Raw genomic sequence first — 16644 nt, 5'->3', positions numbered from 1 at the left:
AACTAAATGCGGATATCTGGCGATAGTATAAAGACAAAAGTAATGCTAGGCTTCGGACTGGCATTTAGCATTGTCGTTTTTGGGGTGTACCTTACCTATAGCAGCTTTACGCAGCTGCTATCCTCTGTAGAGGTTTTGTCACGCCCAAACGATAAACTTGTAAAGCTGCAACATACCTTAGAGAACATGGCAACTGCCGAAAGTTCTATACGTGCCTATACACTTACCTCAAAAGAAGAACATTTTAAAAACTACCTGGGCCATCTTGACACCATTAAGAGTCAGATAGATTCGCTACGGCTAATGATGTACAACAACTCTCAGGAGTTAGCGCAGGCAGATTCTATCTCGTCGCTTTTGGCGGAAAAACAGGCAAGCCTGGAACGCTATGTTGCTCTAAAAAAACAGCAACAAGACAATAACTATTCAGGAAAGGCCATGCGGGAGATTGCCTCTACTGCGACAGAACAGCCCTTGCCTATAGTAACCACCATCAAACAACATACGACTACCACTATCACAGACAGGCTTTCCATAAACCAGCAAGATTCTTTGCAGAAGGAGAAAGCTCCCAAAGCAAAAGAAAATAAAAGCTTTTTTAGCAGGATATTCTCTAAGCGGGATAAAAGCAATGAGGAACAAAATGTAAGCCCACCACCGGTACTGGTGCCTAAGCTAAGTGTTAAGCAAGAAATAGAAGTGGATACCAACGCAAACAGAGCCTCTCAGGTGGCCGCATTATCTAAAGTAAGACGCATACTATACAATGTTCAACGGGAAGCGAATCGTACGCACGAAGAACTGTTGGCTAAAGAAATGTCCCTTCTGCAGCAGGACAAGAATATTATGGACCAGATACGCAAAATGGTGCATAAGCTGGAACGGCACGAGGTAAGACTCGCAGCCTTAAATGCTGAAAAAGCAAGGTACGTAGCCAAACAAACAGCCTTGATTATGTTAACAGTAGGCATTGTCGGTCTGGCAGGTGGCATAGCTTTTATTCTGCTCATCCTCCGCGATATCACGCGCAGCAATTCTTATAAGTTACAACTGATTAAGGCCCGCAAAGAAGCTGTACAACTGGCCCGTGCCAAAGAAGCCTTCGTTGCCAACATGAGCCATGAGATTCGTACACCTTTGAATGTAGTACTTGGCTTTTCGGAGCAGCTAACTCATACGCAGTTACAACCGAAGCAACAACAGCACCTGCAGGCCATACAAAATGCAGGCAACCACCTGTTGCACATTGTAAACGATGTGCTGGATCTTTCAAAAATTGAGGCTGGCAAGCTGCACATCGACTATGCTCCTTTCAACTTACCGCAACTTATAAACGAGATAGAGGAAGCTTTTAAACTGAAAGCGCGTACCAAAGGGATAAATTTGGTTTGCACAGTAGAAAAGACTTTACCAGCAGCTTTGAACGGAGACCCTATGCGCCTGAAACAAGTACTGTTTAATTTGGTGGATAATGCCATCAAGTTCACAGATAAAGGTCAGGTGCTGGTACAATGCAAACTAAAGTCGAAGCGCAGGAACAGAGTTGTTCTGGCTATAGAGGTAGCCGATACAGGTGTGGGTATCCCGATGGAACGTGTAGAGCATGTCTTTGGTGAATTTAACCAGGCTGACACATCTATCATCCGGAAATATGGCGGCACAGGACTAGGCTTGGCTATCAGTAAAAAGCTCATTGAGATGCAGCAAGGTACCCTTTCCCTGCGCAGCACACCAGGCCAGGGCACTACTTTCAGCATCGTTTTACCACTTCATAAAGCTACAGGCGAAACCCCTCAGGCCCAGGTTATTCCTGAAAGCGATGTACAGGAGCAGCAGGTGCTTCTAGGTAAACGTGTTTTAGTGATAGATGACGACGGCTATAGCCGTACCCTTTGCGAAATAGTTCTGAACCGATGGGGAATGCACGTGCAGTTAGCATCTGACGGAAAAACCGCTTTGCAGGCTGTAGAGCAGCAGCCTTTTGACCTGATACTGACTGATGTACAACTACCCGGAATGAGTGGTAAAGCCGTCGCCAAAGCCATCCGCAGGAAGAACGAGACAATACCCATTATTGCTGTAACGGCAAATATACTTAGCAGGAATGCCAGCTTTTTTGCCAAAACAGGTGTTTCAGATTATTTACTGAAGCCATTTACAGAACAGGAAATGCAGCAGAAACTTGTTAAAGCACTACAACATACTGAATTGGCTACAGAGCCTCCTCAAACAACCACTGCCGTTCCAGCACCTCCTGTACCTGATAAACCTTCTTCTTTATATGATTTATCAGAAATGCGTGAGTTTACAGGCCCAGACGGAGTAGCATTAGCTGCCGTAATAGAGGTGCTGCTAGCAGACCACCGGCAGAACCTGAAGCAATTGCAAGCAGCCGTAGCATTTCAGGACTGGTCAGAGGCGGGTAACGTAGCACATAAAATGCTCACGGCTTTCAAGCATTTACATGCTCACGCTGTAACTCCGGCTTTAGAACAGCTAGAGCAGCTACTCCATCAGGAAAATATAGAAACTGTTCATCTGCCGGCTTTAGTTTCACAACTAGATGCCAATGTCACTCAAGTGCTGAATGCACTTGAGCAGGAGTTAAAGAACCTGCGAACTTCAGCTGGAACTTTAGTTCAGGAGAGCTTATAAATCGATATTATAAAGCTTAAGCTTGTTGTATAAAGTTTTGCGGTCGATATTAAGCAACCTGGCTGCCTTAGCTTTATTATATCTCACTTTTTCAAGCATCTGCAGGATAAGCTCTTTTTCGTTTCGCTCCGTGGCACTTCTTAAATCTGTAACAGGGGCAGGTGCTGTTTGTAAAGGATCATCCGGAGCAGCTTCTGTAACCGCTGGCTCAGTTGTGTAATAAGCTATTTCAGGAGGTAATTCGTTAAGGGTTACTTCATCTGTTTTGGTTAGCAGAACGGCCCGTTTTACTACATTCTTCAGTTCCCGAAGGTTGCCCGGCCAGCTGTACTTCTCCAATGCCACACTAACTGCAGGGTCAAAACCTATTACATTACGCTCCAGTTCCTCATTCGCCTGCTGGAGAAAATGATTGGCAAACAACAAAATGTCAATCTGACGCTCCCGCAGTGGAGTAATATTTATCTTAAATTCGTTCAGGCGGTGATACAGGTCCTCGCGGAATTCTCCACGGCTTACGGCCTGCACAAGATCTTCATTCGTAGCAGCCAGTATGCGTACATCCACATCTAAATCAGTGGTACTCCCAATTTTCTTTACCTTACGCTCCTGTAGGGCCCGCAATAGCTTTACCTGTACTTCATAAGATAAATTACCTATCTCATCCAGAAAAAGGGTACCACCATTAGCAGCCTCAAACTGGCCTTCTTTATCTTTCATAGCACCAGTAAAGGCACCTTTCACATAACCGAACAGCTCGCTTCCTGCTAACTCTTTCGATAAGGCACCACAATCTATTGCTACAAAAGGTTTATCGTGGCGCTTGCTGCTCAGGTGTATCATGCGGGACACGTATTCTTTACCTGTTCCACTTTCTCCCTCTATCAGCACCGACATATTGGTTGGAGCCACTAAAGCAATATACTCCTCTAATTGTGTTGCCAGTTGGCTATTACCACGCACAAACGTAAGCCCCTTGCCTGAAGGAGCAGTACTTGCTGCTTTCTCTGAAGCTACACTGTCACTTTGCTTTTTAACTAAGGCATTTTGTATCGCCAGTAGTGTTTCTTCCGGTTTTATGGGCTTCGTGATGTACTCAAAGGCTCCCATTTTAATGGCTCTTACGGCAGTACGGATGTCTGCATAAGTAGTCATTAAAATTACCGGAACATCCGGAGACAGCACTTTTATCTGACTAAGCAGTTCCAGCCCGTCTTTATCTGGCAGTCTAAAGTCAGTAAGAATAAGGTCAAACTCCTCCTGCCTCAGCTGTTTCAGGGCATCGGTAGCAGAATTAGCCGTTTGCGTTACATACTGTTCACGTTGCAGGAACGTGCGCAGCATCAGGCAGAACGTCGGGTCATCATCAATGATAAGAATTTTAGCCATGTAGTGGCAAATATAAGCATTCTGGTTTCGAAAAGTCTTAAACAACCAATAACAGTGAAGGGTTACGAATTAACGGCAAATTCTTCATTGTTAAACATAGCTTATTTGGTTGTAACTTCAGAACGGCTTAATCTGCATTACATTACAAAATGGACAAAAATAAAAAGCCCCCGTAGAACGGAGGCTTTTTGATAGATAGTTGTACTGTAATTTTTAATTATTTTGTAGAAGCTGGTTTACCTGTTTCATCGAAACGAGCAACACCACTCTGACCTTCTGTATTTGTGAAAGTCACTTCATAAACTATTTTGCCTGCTTCCTGAGATCCTTCACCTGCAGCTGGAGAAACTTTGTTGATTTCGCTTACAGTCCAGTCTTTATAAGTGTCTGATTTAAGAGCTTGTTTAATTGGCTCTGGAAGTTGATCTTCAGTAATTTTTTCTTTTTTACCTTCAGCCGATTCTGTCTGAGCCTGAGCGCCTATCTGCTCTTGTTGTGTTTGTGTTTGTTGAGTTTGTTGTGTTTGCTCTTCTTGTGTTGCTTGCGCGTTAGCGTCAACTGATGCTACTCCTAATAATGCTATTGCTGCGGCTAAAAACGTTACCTTTTTCATCGTGATCTCTTTTAAATAATTTAAAAATCTGAATCAATTTCAGTTTCTTATTTGAGATAACCGTGCCAGAACCTCATAAAACAAATAAATAGTTATAAATCAATAACTTACAAATATAACATGTTATTCCCTTATTGTAGAATGTAAGTTCAACATGTAGAACATTTCCACACTTTGTAGATTCTTTCCTCAATCAAATCATTTAAGCTTTTGCAGCAAAGCATAATTTATAATGGTATCGTACATTACCTGAAAGCTGTTAATCATCCAGTAGTTTGTTGAATAATGACTAACTTTAACGCATGAGCGAACCACGTAAGAAACTGTTTTTGCTAGACGCACTAGCATTGATATACCGTGCGCATTTTGCTTTCAGCAAGAATCCGCGCATAAACTCGAAGGGCATGAACACCGGAGCTGCCCTTGGCTTTACAAACACTTTGGTAGAAGTACTGCAAAAAGAACAGCCAACACATATAGGTGTAGCGTTTGATTCCGCAGCTAAAACCTTCCGCCACGACAACTTTGCCGATTATAAGGCAAACCGCCAGGCACAGCCCGAAGACATCTCCATCGCCATACCTTACTGCAAAAAAATTGTAGAAGCTTTCAACATACCTGTGCTTATTATGGATGGCTACGAAGCTGACGACATTATCGGAACCCTTTCCCGCAAGGCCGATGAAGCAGGCTTTGACGTATACATGATGACGCCGGACAAAGATTATTGCCAGTTGGTGACAGAGCACGTCTACCTGTACAAGCCTGCCTTTTTGGGCAATGCCGTAGAGGTGTGGGATGTACAGAAAATACTTGATAAGTGGGAAATTGAGCGTGTAGAGCAGGTGATAGATATACTGGGCCTGCAAGGTGACGCTGTAGACAACATACCAGGTATACCAGGCATTGGAGAGAAAACGGCCAAATCTCTTATTCAACGGTTTGGTTCAGTTGAAAACCTGATTTCAAATGCAGAGCAGCTGAAAGGGAAGCAGAAAGAAAACGTAGTAAATTTTGCAGAGCAGGGACTGATGTCGAAGACACTCGCTACAATACACTGCAATGTGCCCATCGAGTTTAGTGAAGAAGGCCTGCGCTACGACGGCCCTAATGAAGAACAGATTACGGAGCTTTTTGCTGAGCTGGAATTCAGGCAACTGACACAGCGTGTACTAGGTAAGTCGTTGGCTGATGCTGCAACTGCAACGCCTGCCAAAACAGGTCGCAAAGCCAAGCCTGCCAACGCAGCTCAAACTTCTCTTTTCGGCACAGCTGCTGCCAAAGCAACGGAGGAGCTTATTGTGGAGGGAGGCAAAGGAGTAGAAGTAGCAGCACAGGCGATTCAAACTATACATTCAACACTGCACGACTACCATCTCATTCATACACCGGAGCTTCGCCAGAGCCTAGTTAAGTACCTGAAGCTGCAGGACGAAATTTCCTGGGACACAGAAACGACAGGAATAGACCCGATTACGGCCAAACTGGTGGGCATGTCCTTCAGTTACCGGCCCGGTGAAGCATATTATGTACCTGTGCCGCACAATAATCCACAGGAGGCCCAGCAACTGGTAGAAGAGTTCAAAGAGGTACTGGAGAATCCTAACATTGCCAAAATAGGACAGAACATTAAGTACGACATTACGGTGCTGAAGAAGTACAATGTAGAAGTGCAGGGACCTCTTTTTGACACCATGCTGGCACACTACCTGCTGGAGCCAGAGATGCGCCACAACATGGATGTGCTTGCAGAGACTTACCTCAACTACAGCCCAGTGCCTATTACGGCCCTGATCGGTTCTAAAGGCAAAAGCCAGAAAACAATGGCAGATCTGGCCCCTGAAGAGGTTAAAGATTATGCCTGTGAGGATGCGGATATTACCCTCCGTTTGAAACAATACTTTGAACCACTGCTACAGGAGCAGGGCCTGATAAAGCTGTTCCAGAATGTAGAAACTCCGCTGGTGCAAGTGTTGGCTGATATAGAAAACGAAGGAATAAGCATAGATGCCAATGCCTTAGCTGATATTTCAATACAGTTAGAGCAGGAAATAGGCAGCATTGAACGTCGTATTTTTGAAATAGCCGGAGAAGAATTTAATATTGGTTCTCCAAAGCAGTTAGGTGAGATTTTATTTGACAAGCTACAGCTGCACGGTAAAAGCAAAATCAAGAAAACTAAAACAGGCCAGTATGCCACAGGGGAAGAGATACTTTCTAAAATGGCAGGAGAACATGAAGTTGTAAGCCTGATATTAGAGCACAGAGAGCTTTCTAAATTGAAATCTACTTACGTAGATGCCTTACCGCAACTGGTATGTGAGCAGGATAATCGTGTGCATACCTCCTTCAACCAGGCTGTTACCGCTACAGGCCGTTTAAGCTCTACGAACCCTAACCTGCAAAACATTCCCATCCGGACGGAAAGGGGCCGCGAGATTCGCAAGGCTTTTGTGCCTCGCAACAGCAAACACCTTATTATCTCTGCGGATTATTCGCAGATTGAGCTACGCATTATGGCGCACTTCAGCGGAGATGAAACCATGAAATCAGCCTTCCGCAATGGACTGGATATACATGCTTCCACGGCAGGCAAGGTATTTCATGTGCCAGTAGACGAGGTAGATTCTGAAATGCGCCGACAGGCCAAAACAATAAACTTCGGTATCATCTATGGTATTTCTGCCTTTGGGTTGTCGGAGCGCTTAGGCATTTCACGTCGTGAAGCAGCGGATATTATAGAAGCTTATTTTGAAGAGTTTCCGGCTGTAAAAGCATACATGGACGGAGCTATTGAGAAGGCCCGTGAGCTGGAATATGCAGAGACACTGCTGGGCCGCCGCCGTTACCTCCGCGACATTAACTCTCGCAATGCCACTATACGTAACTTTGCCGAGCGTAACGCCATCAACGCTCCAATTCAGGGCACTGCTGCAGACATTATCAAAATTGCCATGATCAACATACAAGACTATCTGCACAAGGAGAAACTGCAAACACGTATGATACTGCAGGTACATGACGAATTGCTTTTTGATGCTCCAAAAGAAGAGGTAGAACTTGTAACGCCAAAAATTGTGGAACTGATGACGAATGCTTTACCGCTTAGTGTACCGATGGAAGTTGGTTTAGGCATAGGAGAAAATTGGCTGGAGGCACATTAAGTAATTCTTCTAACATATATTCATAAAAAAACACCTCATATCCTGAGGTGTTTTTTTATGAGCTAAACTTTAACAGTATTTAAGGTAATAGCACAGCACGGTATTGAGTTTCGTCAACAGTCGCTATTTTGGAGTTGTACTTTGTGTTTATTGCTTTTATCATTTCGTTCGCAATAATAGCATATCCGCGAGGTGTTGGATGGATACCATCGAGCGAGAAAAGGTTACCTGTTATAAATGCAGGAGAGTAAGCCACTCCATTGCTGCTAAACCCTGCCTGAATAGAAGTAAAGAATGCATTAGCATCAAAAACAGCCAGGTCTTTCGCATTAGCATGTGCTGTAATAATAGCATTATACCCATCTACTGCATCCTTGATTTTAGCCTGTTCTGCCGCATCCAGCAATAAAGCACTTGGCCATGGATTGCCAGGCGACAGGCCAAACATTTGTGTTGTATCAACCTCATAAGTAGCCAACAAACCTGCTAGTGTTGCACGTATTACAGCCATATCTTCGCTTGGGCTCACCTGTGCGGCTAAGTCTCTCCAGTACTTGCCTGTTGGCTGTCCTAGTAAAGGTGCATAAGCAGACCCTGTAAGGGTAAACAGCACACCACCTTCCGCAGCATTTATTTGATCTCTTAAAAAGAGGGTACGTTCTTTGCCTGCACCTGTAATTGCTATCATTCCTGACAGCTCGTTGGCTGCTAAGGCCTGTTTTACAGATGGGCCAACTGTAGTAAAGAATGGTACAGTAGTAACATTTGGAACAGTACAGATAATACCCTTTTGTCCTTCTGCTGTTAAAGCATTTACAAGTGCTGAATAATTGGTGTCAAAAGTACCTGTAGGAGTAATACTACCAGATGCACCTCCCGCTGTTGCATATCCCAGCACATCATTATTCCCTAGCCACAGGCTAAAGAAAGTATGCTCGGCTGCCTGTACACGTTGCAGGTATGTCTGCAAAGGGTTGCCATCTGGTGTGATACGTTCAAAATAAGGATTGCCTAAGGCACTTCCATAACCAGCAGTTGTTACATCTGATACTCTAATACCTGGCACACCTAAGTTCTGAATAGGCTCCAGGTACTTTATAAACAACTCCGTATCGTTTCTGAAAGCCAGGTTTTCTGTAACTCTTGTAGTTATCGGAGAGCCTGCTTCCGTAAATCCTGTTAGCCTCAGATACCCTGATCCGTTTGCATGCTCCTCCGAGAAAAGCGGCTGGTTAAATTCACCTCCTCCAACAGCCTCGAATTGTTGTGCCAGAATAGAAGGATAAGAGCTAAGCTGCCCTTCACGATACAAACCATTGTCACCAAACCCTGCTGTAAGTGAGTTACCAACGGCTACATAAGTCGTGAAATCCGCTTCACCCGTACTGGCACTTGGCACATCAATCTCAGGGTTGCAGCTTGTGAGTACTATACTGGCAGAAAGTGCCAGCATACTAGCTTTATAGAAAAAGTTTTTCATATTCTTGTTCAGAGACTAAAATTTGAAGTTTAGACCAATACCGGGAATGTAAGCGACTGACTTGTAAGTACCAGCTATACCACCAGACAAGTCTGAAGCATCTGTTCTTTGTTTCTTGTTGATGTAAAGGAAAGATGCATCGATGCTGATGTTATCAGAAACAGCATAACCGATACCAGCAGAAAGCCCGCGGGAATCAGAATCAGGCGTCTCAGGTGTCAGGTAACCATCCTGCACAGGTGTTCCGTCGTAATAGGCTCCGGCACGTAAGGCTACTGCATCAGAAACTTTGTATTCTGCACCTATGCGGTAAATAAAGGCATCGTCGTAGTTACGGGCATTTTCTGCCACCTTACTTCCATTAACTTCTGCTGTGTAATCAAATCGTAAGCTCTTGTAAGCGCTCCAGCCTACATGGCTTACATCTACTGCAATGGTCCAGTCTTCAGTAGGCATAAACCCAATACCCAGAGTTAAGGTAGCTGGCAAAGGTAAAGTTGCGTCAAACTGTGTTCCTGCAGGAAAGCGGCTTGCTATAACTGGTGTTGTAGGCAGGCTTGTAAAGATTACATCCCCATTCTCTACTTCCATATTTACTTTAGAACGGTAGTTCAATCCAAAGGAAAGTTTTTCAGATGGCTTAAAGAAAATACCCGCATTAAATCCTACTCCGTTGGCACTGCCGTCCAGTTCAGCTTTGCCATAATCGCCTTCTTCGTTCTGAAGCGGTACATTACGCTGTAGGTTCACACCGCCTATAGCATATATAAAACCAACGCCCACACCTAATTGGTCTGTAATCTGGTAACTTAAGGTTGGCTGAATATATATAGCTTGTAACGTAAGCTCAGTAAGACCAAAACGTCCATTCCACTCATCTCCCCAGTTAACATTACTCCCAAAAGGTGTGTACACCCCAAGGCCCACTTTCATTTTATCGTTGATACCAAACACGCCGTACGCCTGAAACGGAGTCCCTAAGGAATTGTCAGTCATGGCTTCTGCTCCGCTGGGTTCTGGTGCACGGTAGGCAATTTTTGATATAAGCCCACTGGCTCCGATAGTAACACCATTTTCGCGAAGGAAGCTCATGGCTCCGGGGTTAAAGAATATACTGGAAGTACCTGAGTATATACCAGTACCGGTGTGGCCCATTCCTATTTGTCGCTGACTTGCCAGATTCACCTGATATCCTCCAGCCATAGCCATGCCCGAAAGCAAAGTACCACCTAATAAGGCTAAAATTTTCCTTTTCATACTAACACTACATTTCTGTTTTTTTTGGACTGAAACATACGATTGTTCGTATCTTCCAGAATGAAATCTAATTATTTTTTCTAACTTTTCTGTATTCCGGTCGAAAATTAAGTTTAAAAATTCACAGAGAATAATACCGCTGTTCATGATATAGCAAATCCTTTAAAAAATTATAAATAGGCTACAATAATCAATAGTCTCTGAGCTATATAATGATGAGCAGAACCTTCTTTAGCGTTTAAATTAGCATCTGCACCTACCTGTGCGGCCAATATGCCGTATGAGGCAACGGACTTAGTTTCAAAAATTCTATAGACAAAAAAATAATGGTATTAAAATAGCGCTAAGCTTGTGTACCATTCCATATACATAAGGTAATATGAAGGTGATGTATGATGTAATTATTATTGGAGGAGGACCTGCAGGATTAAATGCAGCCATGTTATTGGGCAGATCCAGGCGTAAGGTACTTGTGTTTGACAGCGGAGAACCGCGTAACCGCTGGGCTAAGACTATGAACGGCTTTTTATCCAGTGATGGCGTGAACCCACAGGAGTTTATACAAAAAGGCCGGGAAGAGCTAAAGAAATATGGCGTAGAAATGTTGTTTAAAAAAGTTGATTCTGCTACTTACAGCAAAGGGCAGTTTGTTGTGGATGACGAGGAAGGCACAGTATATCATTCCCGTAAGCTGCTCTTAGCTACTGGCCTTAAAGATAACCTGCCTCAACTGGATGGCTTGGAGCCCTTGTATGGTAAAAGTATACATCACTGCCCTTACTGCGATGGTTGGGAATCAAGAGACAAGGCAATAGCAGTATACGGCCAGGAGCGCCGAGGCATAGGACAGGCCCTGGCCATGAAAACGTGGAGCGACAGTGTTACACTTTTTACCGATGGCACTAATAGCCTTAACCGTGCTGACCGTGAGCTGTTACAGCGGAATGGAGTAGACATTTGCACTACGGCTATTGATCGATTGGAAGGAGAAGAAGGCATGCTACAACACATTGTGCTTAAAAACGGGGAAAGACGGGAGCAACAGGCCATGTTTTTCTCACTGGGCACCAAACAGCAGTCAGATTTGGGTGAGCAGTTAGGTTGTGAGTTTACCAGCAAAGGAGTTATCAAAACGCGCCGCTTACAGCAGTCTAACATACCGGGGCTTTACGTAGCAGGAGATGCAGCCCGCGATATGCAACTGGTAATTGTAGCAGCTGCAGAAGGAGCCAAAGCCGGTGTGTCCATCAATATGGAACTGCAGAAAGAAGACAGGAAATAACTTTAGTTGGCTTAAAGCCAGCTAATGCTCAGTTCTAATAGAGTTTCTGTTAGAACTGAGCATTTTTTATTTTTCAGGCAAGGCAACATTGCCTGCTTCTTCTTTAGGCATCGTCTGTGTAAGCGGCTGAAACAGGCGTTCTTTTAAATAGTAACGGTAATCTTTAACCAGCAAATGCATAATCAGGTGCTCTACGGCAATAGGCTCGTTTTCTTCTACCTCGCGTGTGTTAGAGAACCGGGTGTTACTCGCATCAATAACAGTTACCACACCAGGCCCGAACACTTCCACCTGATTTCCTTCACTGATAATAATTCCGGTCTCCTCACTCAATCCAATGCCAATGTACTCCGGGTCATGAGCAACAGCATGGGCTAAACGACCAAACCGGCCTCTTTCAGCAAAGTGTGTATCTATAAATACATTTTTTATGAAAGCACAGCCATGAGTGGTTTTCATCTCTCCTTTTATGAGCGAATAATGCCCGTACCCGTCGTATATCATGCAGTCAGACATTATTGCTGCGCCTGCACTTGTACCTGAGATAATGATTTCTTCTTCTCTGAAGCGGCGGCGCATTATTTCTAATAGCTTAGTACTATTCAGGAAACTGGCTAAGCGTACCTGATCTCCTCCGGTAAAAAAAATTACGCCGGCTTTGCTTATCCGTTCTATATGATCTGTGGTATCAGCTGCATTAGCTTCATCAATATGCATAAACCGCACATTACTACACCCTAATTCTTCAAAGGCCTCTTTATAGGCATTCCCCGACTCTACAGGTTCTGTTGTAGCGGTGGCAATGACTTCAATATGGGAATGGATATCACAGATTTCTGAGCGGATGAGTTTGAGTAGCACATCATCATCTCCTCCGCCAAGGGCAATAAGTTTTCCTTTTATATTACTCATATTATAAACAATGTTACTACTGATAAAACACCTGGCGTTAAATTATGTCACCTTTCCTTTAGCTAAAAAGTTATTTGGTCGCTGTTTTCAAGGCAGTAGCCATTCCTGGTGAGGCCGTTCATGTCGCTCAGGCACAGTTCCATTGGGTAACTTCCAGGGGCGCTGCTGCTCAAAAGGCATAAGCAACAAACGCAGTGGTGCTTGCTCCTTTGGGTCTCTGTAAGAAGGCACTCCTATCACTATATCATCCTGCGGTATATTTAGCCGGAACGTTCGGTGCAGGCGGTCCCACCAGGAGAAGATAATTGAAAAATTACTGTTTGTCTCTTCTCCCACAATAGAATGATGAATACCATGCATACGTGGTGTAACCATTATGTTGCTTAGCTTCTGCTCCAGGTTATAAGGCAGGCGCATATTGCTGTGGTGAAAAGCAGTACACCCTTCAAAAAGCAGCTCGTAAACTAGTACCAGTGGAGCTGGTACACCAAGCAGAAAAACGGCCCCTCCTCTATAAGGTACTGAAGCTACGTTCTCACCTATATGAAATCGCCAGGCAGTGGAAAGGTCAAGGTCTAAATCGATGTGGTGCACGTTATGGAAACGCCACAGCAAGGAAGATTTATGTAACAGCACATGCCACAGATAGTTACTATAATCTAGCAACAGGAAGCCTGCCATGTAACGCAACCACTGCGGTGTGTGCCTTTGTGAAAGCAACCCAAGCTTATTTTTTTCAGCATATCGTGCTGCCGCGTACATACCAGGTACTAACAGCAGGCGTAAGGCAGGCATTGCTACAGCTGCTACACTACCATTGCGCACCAGGCGCTCCAGCTTTGGCCTTGTCCGTTTACGTAACTGCCGCTTTGCCTCCAGCACAAATAAGGCTGATACAGCTACACTCAACAATGGCATGCCTATTTTATCAAACTTAGGAAACAATATCTTCATCAGAAATAGCTACCTCCGAACAGCAGGTTGGGTTACAATGGCTATCTGTTAATTCATAAGAGCTTTATAGTTAATCTTGCTCCCACAGTATCTTCTCTATCCGCTGTCGAATAGCTGGCTGTCCGACAGCGGACAACGCTTCGCTAAACAAGGCAACAGTAATCCATGTAAAGAATTTAAAATGTTGACATGCAAAATGTAATAAGGCAAATAAGACTAAAAATAATTATAGCTACCCAAGCAACCTTTCACTCTTTGGCGCTATCTATTAATCATAGGAAAATAAAACCGGAACCTGCTACTAAACATCCAAAGCTATGAAAATTATTATCCTTTTGTTCGCCATGCTGTTCGGCTTTGGGGCCACAGTTAAAAACTCTGTTGATGAGGTAAAAGAAATCAGCGCTCGTCATGAGCTTAACCAGTACAAGCACCTGCCTAACATGCTACCTGAAGTGGAGATAGTGGCTCCTATTATCTGATGTCTGGCACTGGAGTGCTCATAAACTAAGATTTTTATGCACTAATTGTAATCCAAAAACTATGAAAATCGTTATTCTTTTACTCGCTATGCCTGTTCGGCTTCGGGGCAACTGTTAAGAGATCAGTTGATGAAGTGAAAGAAATCAGCACCAGACATGAGCTTGGCAAGTGTCTGTACTTGCCAAGCTCATGTCTGAGGTGGAGATAGTGGCCCAAAGCCTGTAACCCTCTGCCCAATACGACCGACCCACTGTTGTACTGCCGTAACCGTTAGTGCAAGATAAAGCTATGAGAACTGCTCTCCCCCTGCATGCCTTACACAAAAGTACTGAGCATGAGAATGTACCACGTTGTCTGCTGAAAGAGACAGGTTTGCCCAGGCTACACCTTTGTAGCCTGGGCAAATACTTCCTTAAGGCCTAAAGAAATTACAGATTAGTTTTCCTTACGTTTGAAGATATCAAGGATACTGCCTTTTCCTTCTTCTTTCCCTTTCTTCGTGGCGTCATCTTCTTTTTTATTGAAAGGCCAGATACTTTTCTTTTTCTTCTTCTCCTTTACAATAACATAGCGGATGGAGATACCTGTGGAAAAATCAGTCCAGTCTTCGTGGTTAAAATGTACGGCTGGCTTGATATCTGTTGATAACAGAAAAGGTAGTCCATTTACCTTATACTCTATCCCACCGATCAGGTCTAAGCCACCAAACGCGCCGTGGTCTTTCAGGTTGCCCACATGCCCGCCTGCTCCCAGGTAATAGTTAAAGCGCTTACCAAGTATGCGGCGATGCCATTCATAAAGAGCTGTTCCGCTATACTCTCGTGCACTAACCGCAAAAATACCCTCCAATGTGCCTTTTTCATGCAGCTTCTGCTGCACTGTTACACCAAACACATCACCATCTAACCTTACTCCAGCCGCGGTACGATACACTTGCGCCTGGCTGGCAACAGCAATGCCACAGGTAAGTCCAAAAACAAAAAGTAATTTCTTAATCATAAACATGAAGAGCTTTCCTGCTCCAGTAACAAATACCTTACCTAACGCACCGCCTGAAGCATGAGTGCTTGAAAAAAATGAAAACTGCTTACGCAAGATCATTCGTAAAAGTTAGTAATCTCTTTTATACCCCCGGTTAGCCTTCTTATCGCTCTGCCGCCGTTTACTCTCCAACCTTTGTTTTACAGAAGCCCGTGTCGGCTTTGTGCTCTTGCGTTTCTTCTGCTTTGTAAGCGCCTGCCGCAGTAGTTCGTAGAACCGGCTTACACATGCCTCTTTATTCCGAAGTTGGCTCCGCTCTGTCTGGCAAACAAGCTGCAAGTAGCCATCGCTGTTTATCCGGTTTGCCAATCGCTCCTGCACCAATTGCTTTTCCTCTTCTGTAAGTAACAGTGATTGTGCTACCTGAAACCGCAACTCTACCTTAGTTGCCACTTTATTTACATTTTGGCCTCCGGCTCCGCCACTACGTGAGGCAGAAAATTCCAGTTCACTCTCTATGCCTCGCTGCTTAATATCGTCCATCTTATATTCTGTGTTTTTCCTGATAGTCATACAACATCCCCAGGCTATACAAAACCTGTTCTTACACTTACTCTTTGTTACCCTTAACCTGTTTATTGTAAGACAGGACAGGCACAATAAAATCTTTACTACTCTGCCCCATTTGCTGTTATGGTCTACGTTATAATTTCATAATGATTGAGCCATGTTCCTCTAGGCTTATCAGCCTACTCTGCCGCTCAAAAGTAAGCCTATACAGTAACAGAAGTACGTACAGGTAGTGTAACGACATAAAACAGGCTATGATCCCCCCTTTCCCCCTTCATTTGAAGGGCTGCCTCCTTTGTAACCATAATTTAAGTCAATAGCGTACTATCTCTGTATCATTATTCTAAAAATCAGCTAAATAAAAAACTATGAACCAAGCAATAGGACATAAACGCTGGGCTATAGCAGAAGGCTATATTCCCTCTTATGGTAATGGGCCTGAGCCAGCTTTTACCAGCCACGAAACAGCCTGCATTTTAAACACTTCTGATCTGGATGCTCATATAAAGATCTGGATATACTTTGAAGACCGGGACCCGATAGGCCCTTACCAGGAAACAGTGCAAGCCAAACGCACCAAGCACCTGCGCTTTAATAATCTAAAAGAACCGGAACCAGTACCTCTTGATACAGACTATGCCAGTGTAATAGAGTCTGATGTGCCGATAGTCGTACAACACACACGCCTGGATTCGCGCCAGGCAGAGAATGCTTTAATAAGTACTATTGCTTACCCAGTAGCCATTTAAGCCCTGTTTAATGAAGGATATAGCACATCCTCAGCCCCCACTGCTGACAGATTAAACAAGCCCAGTTAATTTACTAACTCGAAAGTTTAACCCCAACTTACCTGAGCCAGTTAAACTTTTAAGTAAAGAACGTACAACTATCCTGATTCCAGTGA

General features: G+C 44.1%; 13 protein-coding genes. 5 read left to right on the top strand and 8 right to left on the bottom strand.

The features are described 5' to 3' along the window. Nucleotides 1-6: 6 nt before the first annotated feature. Entirely contained in the window at nucleotides 7-2655 is a 2649-nt protein-coding gene (locus tag LN995_RS05260) for an ATP-binding protein (protein WP_229959092.1), read from the top strand. Here the strand turns inward: LN995_RS05260 and LN995_RS05255 are convergent. Then, nucleotides 2650-4044 (bottom strand): sigma-54-dependent transcriptional regulator, encoded by a 1395-nt coding sequence (locus LN995_RS05255; RefSeq protein ID WP_229959090.1) that lies wholly within the window; start codon nucleotides 4042-4044, stop codon nucleotides 2650-2652. The genes LN995_RS05260 and LN995_RS05255 overlap by 6 nt on opposite strands. Before the next feature lie 217 nt (nucleotides 4045-4261). Next, nucleotides 4262-4657, bottom strand: coding sequence for a hypothetical protein (locus tag LN995_RS05250; RefSeq protein ID WP_229959088.1), 396 nt, complete (start codon nucleotides 4655-4657; stop codon nucleotides 4262-4264). 302 nt (nucleotides 4658-4959) lie between these two features. Between LN995_RS05250 and polA the strand changes: the two genes are divergently transcribed. Continuing rightward, nucleotides 4960-7821 carry a DNA polymerase I gene (polA, locus tag LN995_RS05245; protein WP_229959086.1) on the top strand — a complete coding sequence of 954 codons (2862 nt, stop codon included), beginning with the start codon at nucleotides 4960-4962 and terminating at the stop codon, nucleotides 7819-7821. Between the two features lie 79 nt (nucleotides 7822-7900). On the opposite strand, the gene LN995_RS05240 is transcribed toward polA, so the two are convergent. Both LN995_RS05240 and LN995_RS05235 read right to left on the bottom strand, forming a co-directional pair. Beyond that, nucleotides 7901-9301: an SGNH/GDSL hydrolase family protein gene (locus tag LN995_RS05240; protein ID WP_229959083.1), complete on the bottom strand. Its 1401-nt coding sequence runs from the start codon at nucleotides 9299-9301 to the stop codon at nucleotides 7901-7903. A gap of 15 nt (nucleotides 9302-9316) precedes the next feature. Continuing rightward, nucleotides 9317-10558 carry an OmpP1/FadL family transporter gene (locus LN995_RS05235; protein WP_229959081.1) on the bottom strand — a complete coding sequence of 414 codons (1242 nt, stop codon included), beginning with the start codon at nucleotides 10556-10558 and terminating at the stop codon, nucleotides 9317-9319. Nucleotides 10559-10946: 388 nt separating this feature from the next. Between LN995_RS05235 and LN995_RS05230 the strand changes: the two genes are divergently transcribed. Beyond that, on the top strand, nucleotides 10947-11840 hold the full coding sequence (locus LN995_RS05230) for an NAD(P)/FAD-dependent oxidoreductase (RefSeq protein WP_229959079.1): 894 nt from the start codon (nucleotides 10947-10949) through the stop codon (nucleotides 11838-11840). 66 nt (nucleotides 11841-11906) lie between these two features. Here LN995_RS05230 and LN995_RS05225 read toward each other — a convergent pair whose 3' ends face one another. Both LN995_RS05225 and LN995_RS05220 read right to left on the bottom strand, forming a co-directional pair. After that, entirely contained in the window at nucleotides 11907-12752 is an 846-nt protein-coding gene (locus LN995_RS05225) for a cyanophycinase (RefSeq protein WP_229959077.1), read from the bottom strand. Between the two features lie 87 nt (nucleotides 12753-12839). After that, nucleotides 12840-13706: a sterol desaturase family protein gene (locus LN995_RS05220; protein ID WP_229959075.1), complete on the bottom strand. Its 867-nt coding sequence runs from the start codon at nucleotides 13704-13706 to the stop codon at nucleotides 12840-12842. A gap of 317 nt (nucleotides 13707-14023) precedes the next feature. Here LN995_RS05220 and LN995_RS05215 point away from each other — a divergent pair, with 317 nt between their 5' ends. Beyond that, nucleotides 14024-14188 carry a hypothetical protein gene (locus tag LN995_RS05215; protein WP_229959072.1) on the top strand — a complete coding sequence of 55 codons (165 nt, stop codon included), beginning with the start codon at nucleotides 14024-14026 and terminating at the stop codon, nucleotides 14186-14188. Nucleotides 14189-14624: 436 nt separating this feature from the next. Here the strand turns inward: LN995_RS05215 and LN995_RS05210 are convergent, their stop codons facing one another. After that, on the bottom strand, nucleotides 14625-15188 hold the full coding sequence (locus LN995_RS05210; protein ID WP_229959070.1) for a hypothetical protein: 564 nt from the start codon (nucleotides 15186-15188) through the stop codon (nucleotides 14625-14627). A gap of 111 nt (nucleotides 15189-15299) precedes the next feature. Then, nucleotides 15300-15743 carry an alternative ribosome rescue aminoacyl-tRNA hydrolase ArfB gene (gene arfB, locus LN995_RS05205; RefSeq protein ID WP_317206929.1) on the bottom strand — a complete coding sequence of 148 codons (444 nt, stop codon included), beginning with the start codon at nucleotides 15741-15743 and terminating at the stop codon, nucleotides 15300-15302. Nucleotides 15744-16108: 365 nt separating this feature from the next. Here arfB and LN995_RS05200 point away from each other — a divergent pair, with 365 nt between their 5' ends. Beyond that, nucleotides 16109-16489 (top strand): sensory rhodopsin transducer, encoded by a 381-nt coding sequence (locus LN995_RS05200; protein WP_229959068.1) that lies wholly within the window; start codon nucleotides 16109-16111, stop codon nucleotides 16487-16489. The last annotated feature ends 155 nt before the right edge of the window (nucleotides 16490-16644 follow it).

Source organism: Pontibacter silvestris (assembly GCF_020907275.1).
GTDB lineage: Bacteria > Bacteroidota > Bacteroidia > Cytophagales > Hymenobacteraceae > Pontibacter > Pontibacter silvestris.
The sequence above is the reverse complement of the archived record's forward strand: the minus strand, read 5'-3'. Positions and strand labels throughout refer to the sequence as shown.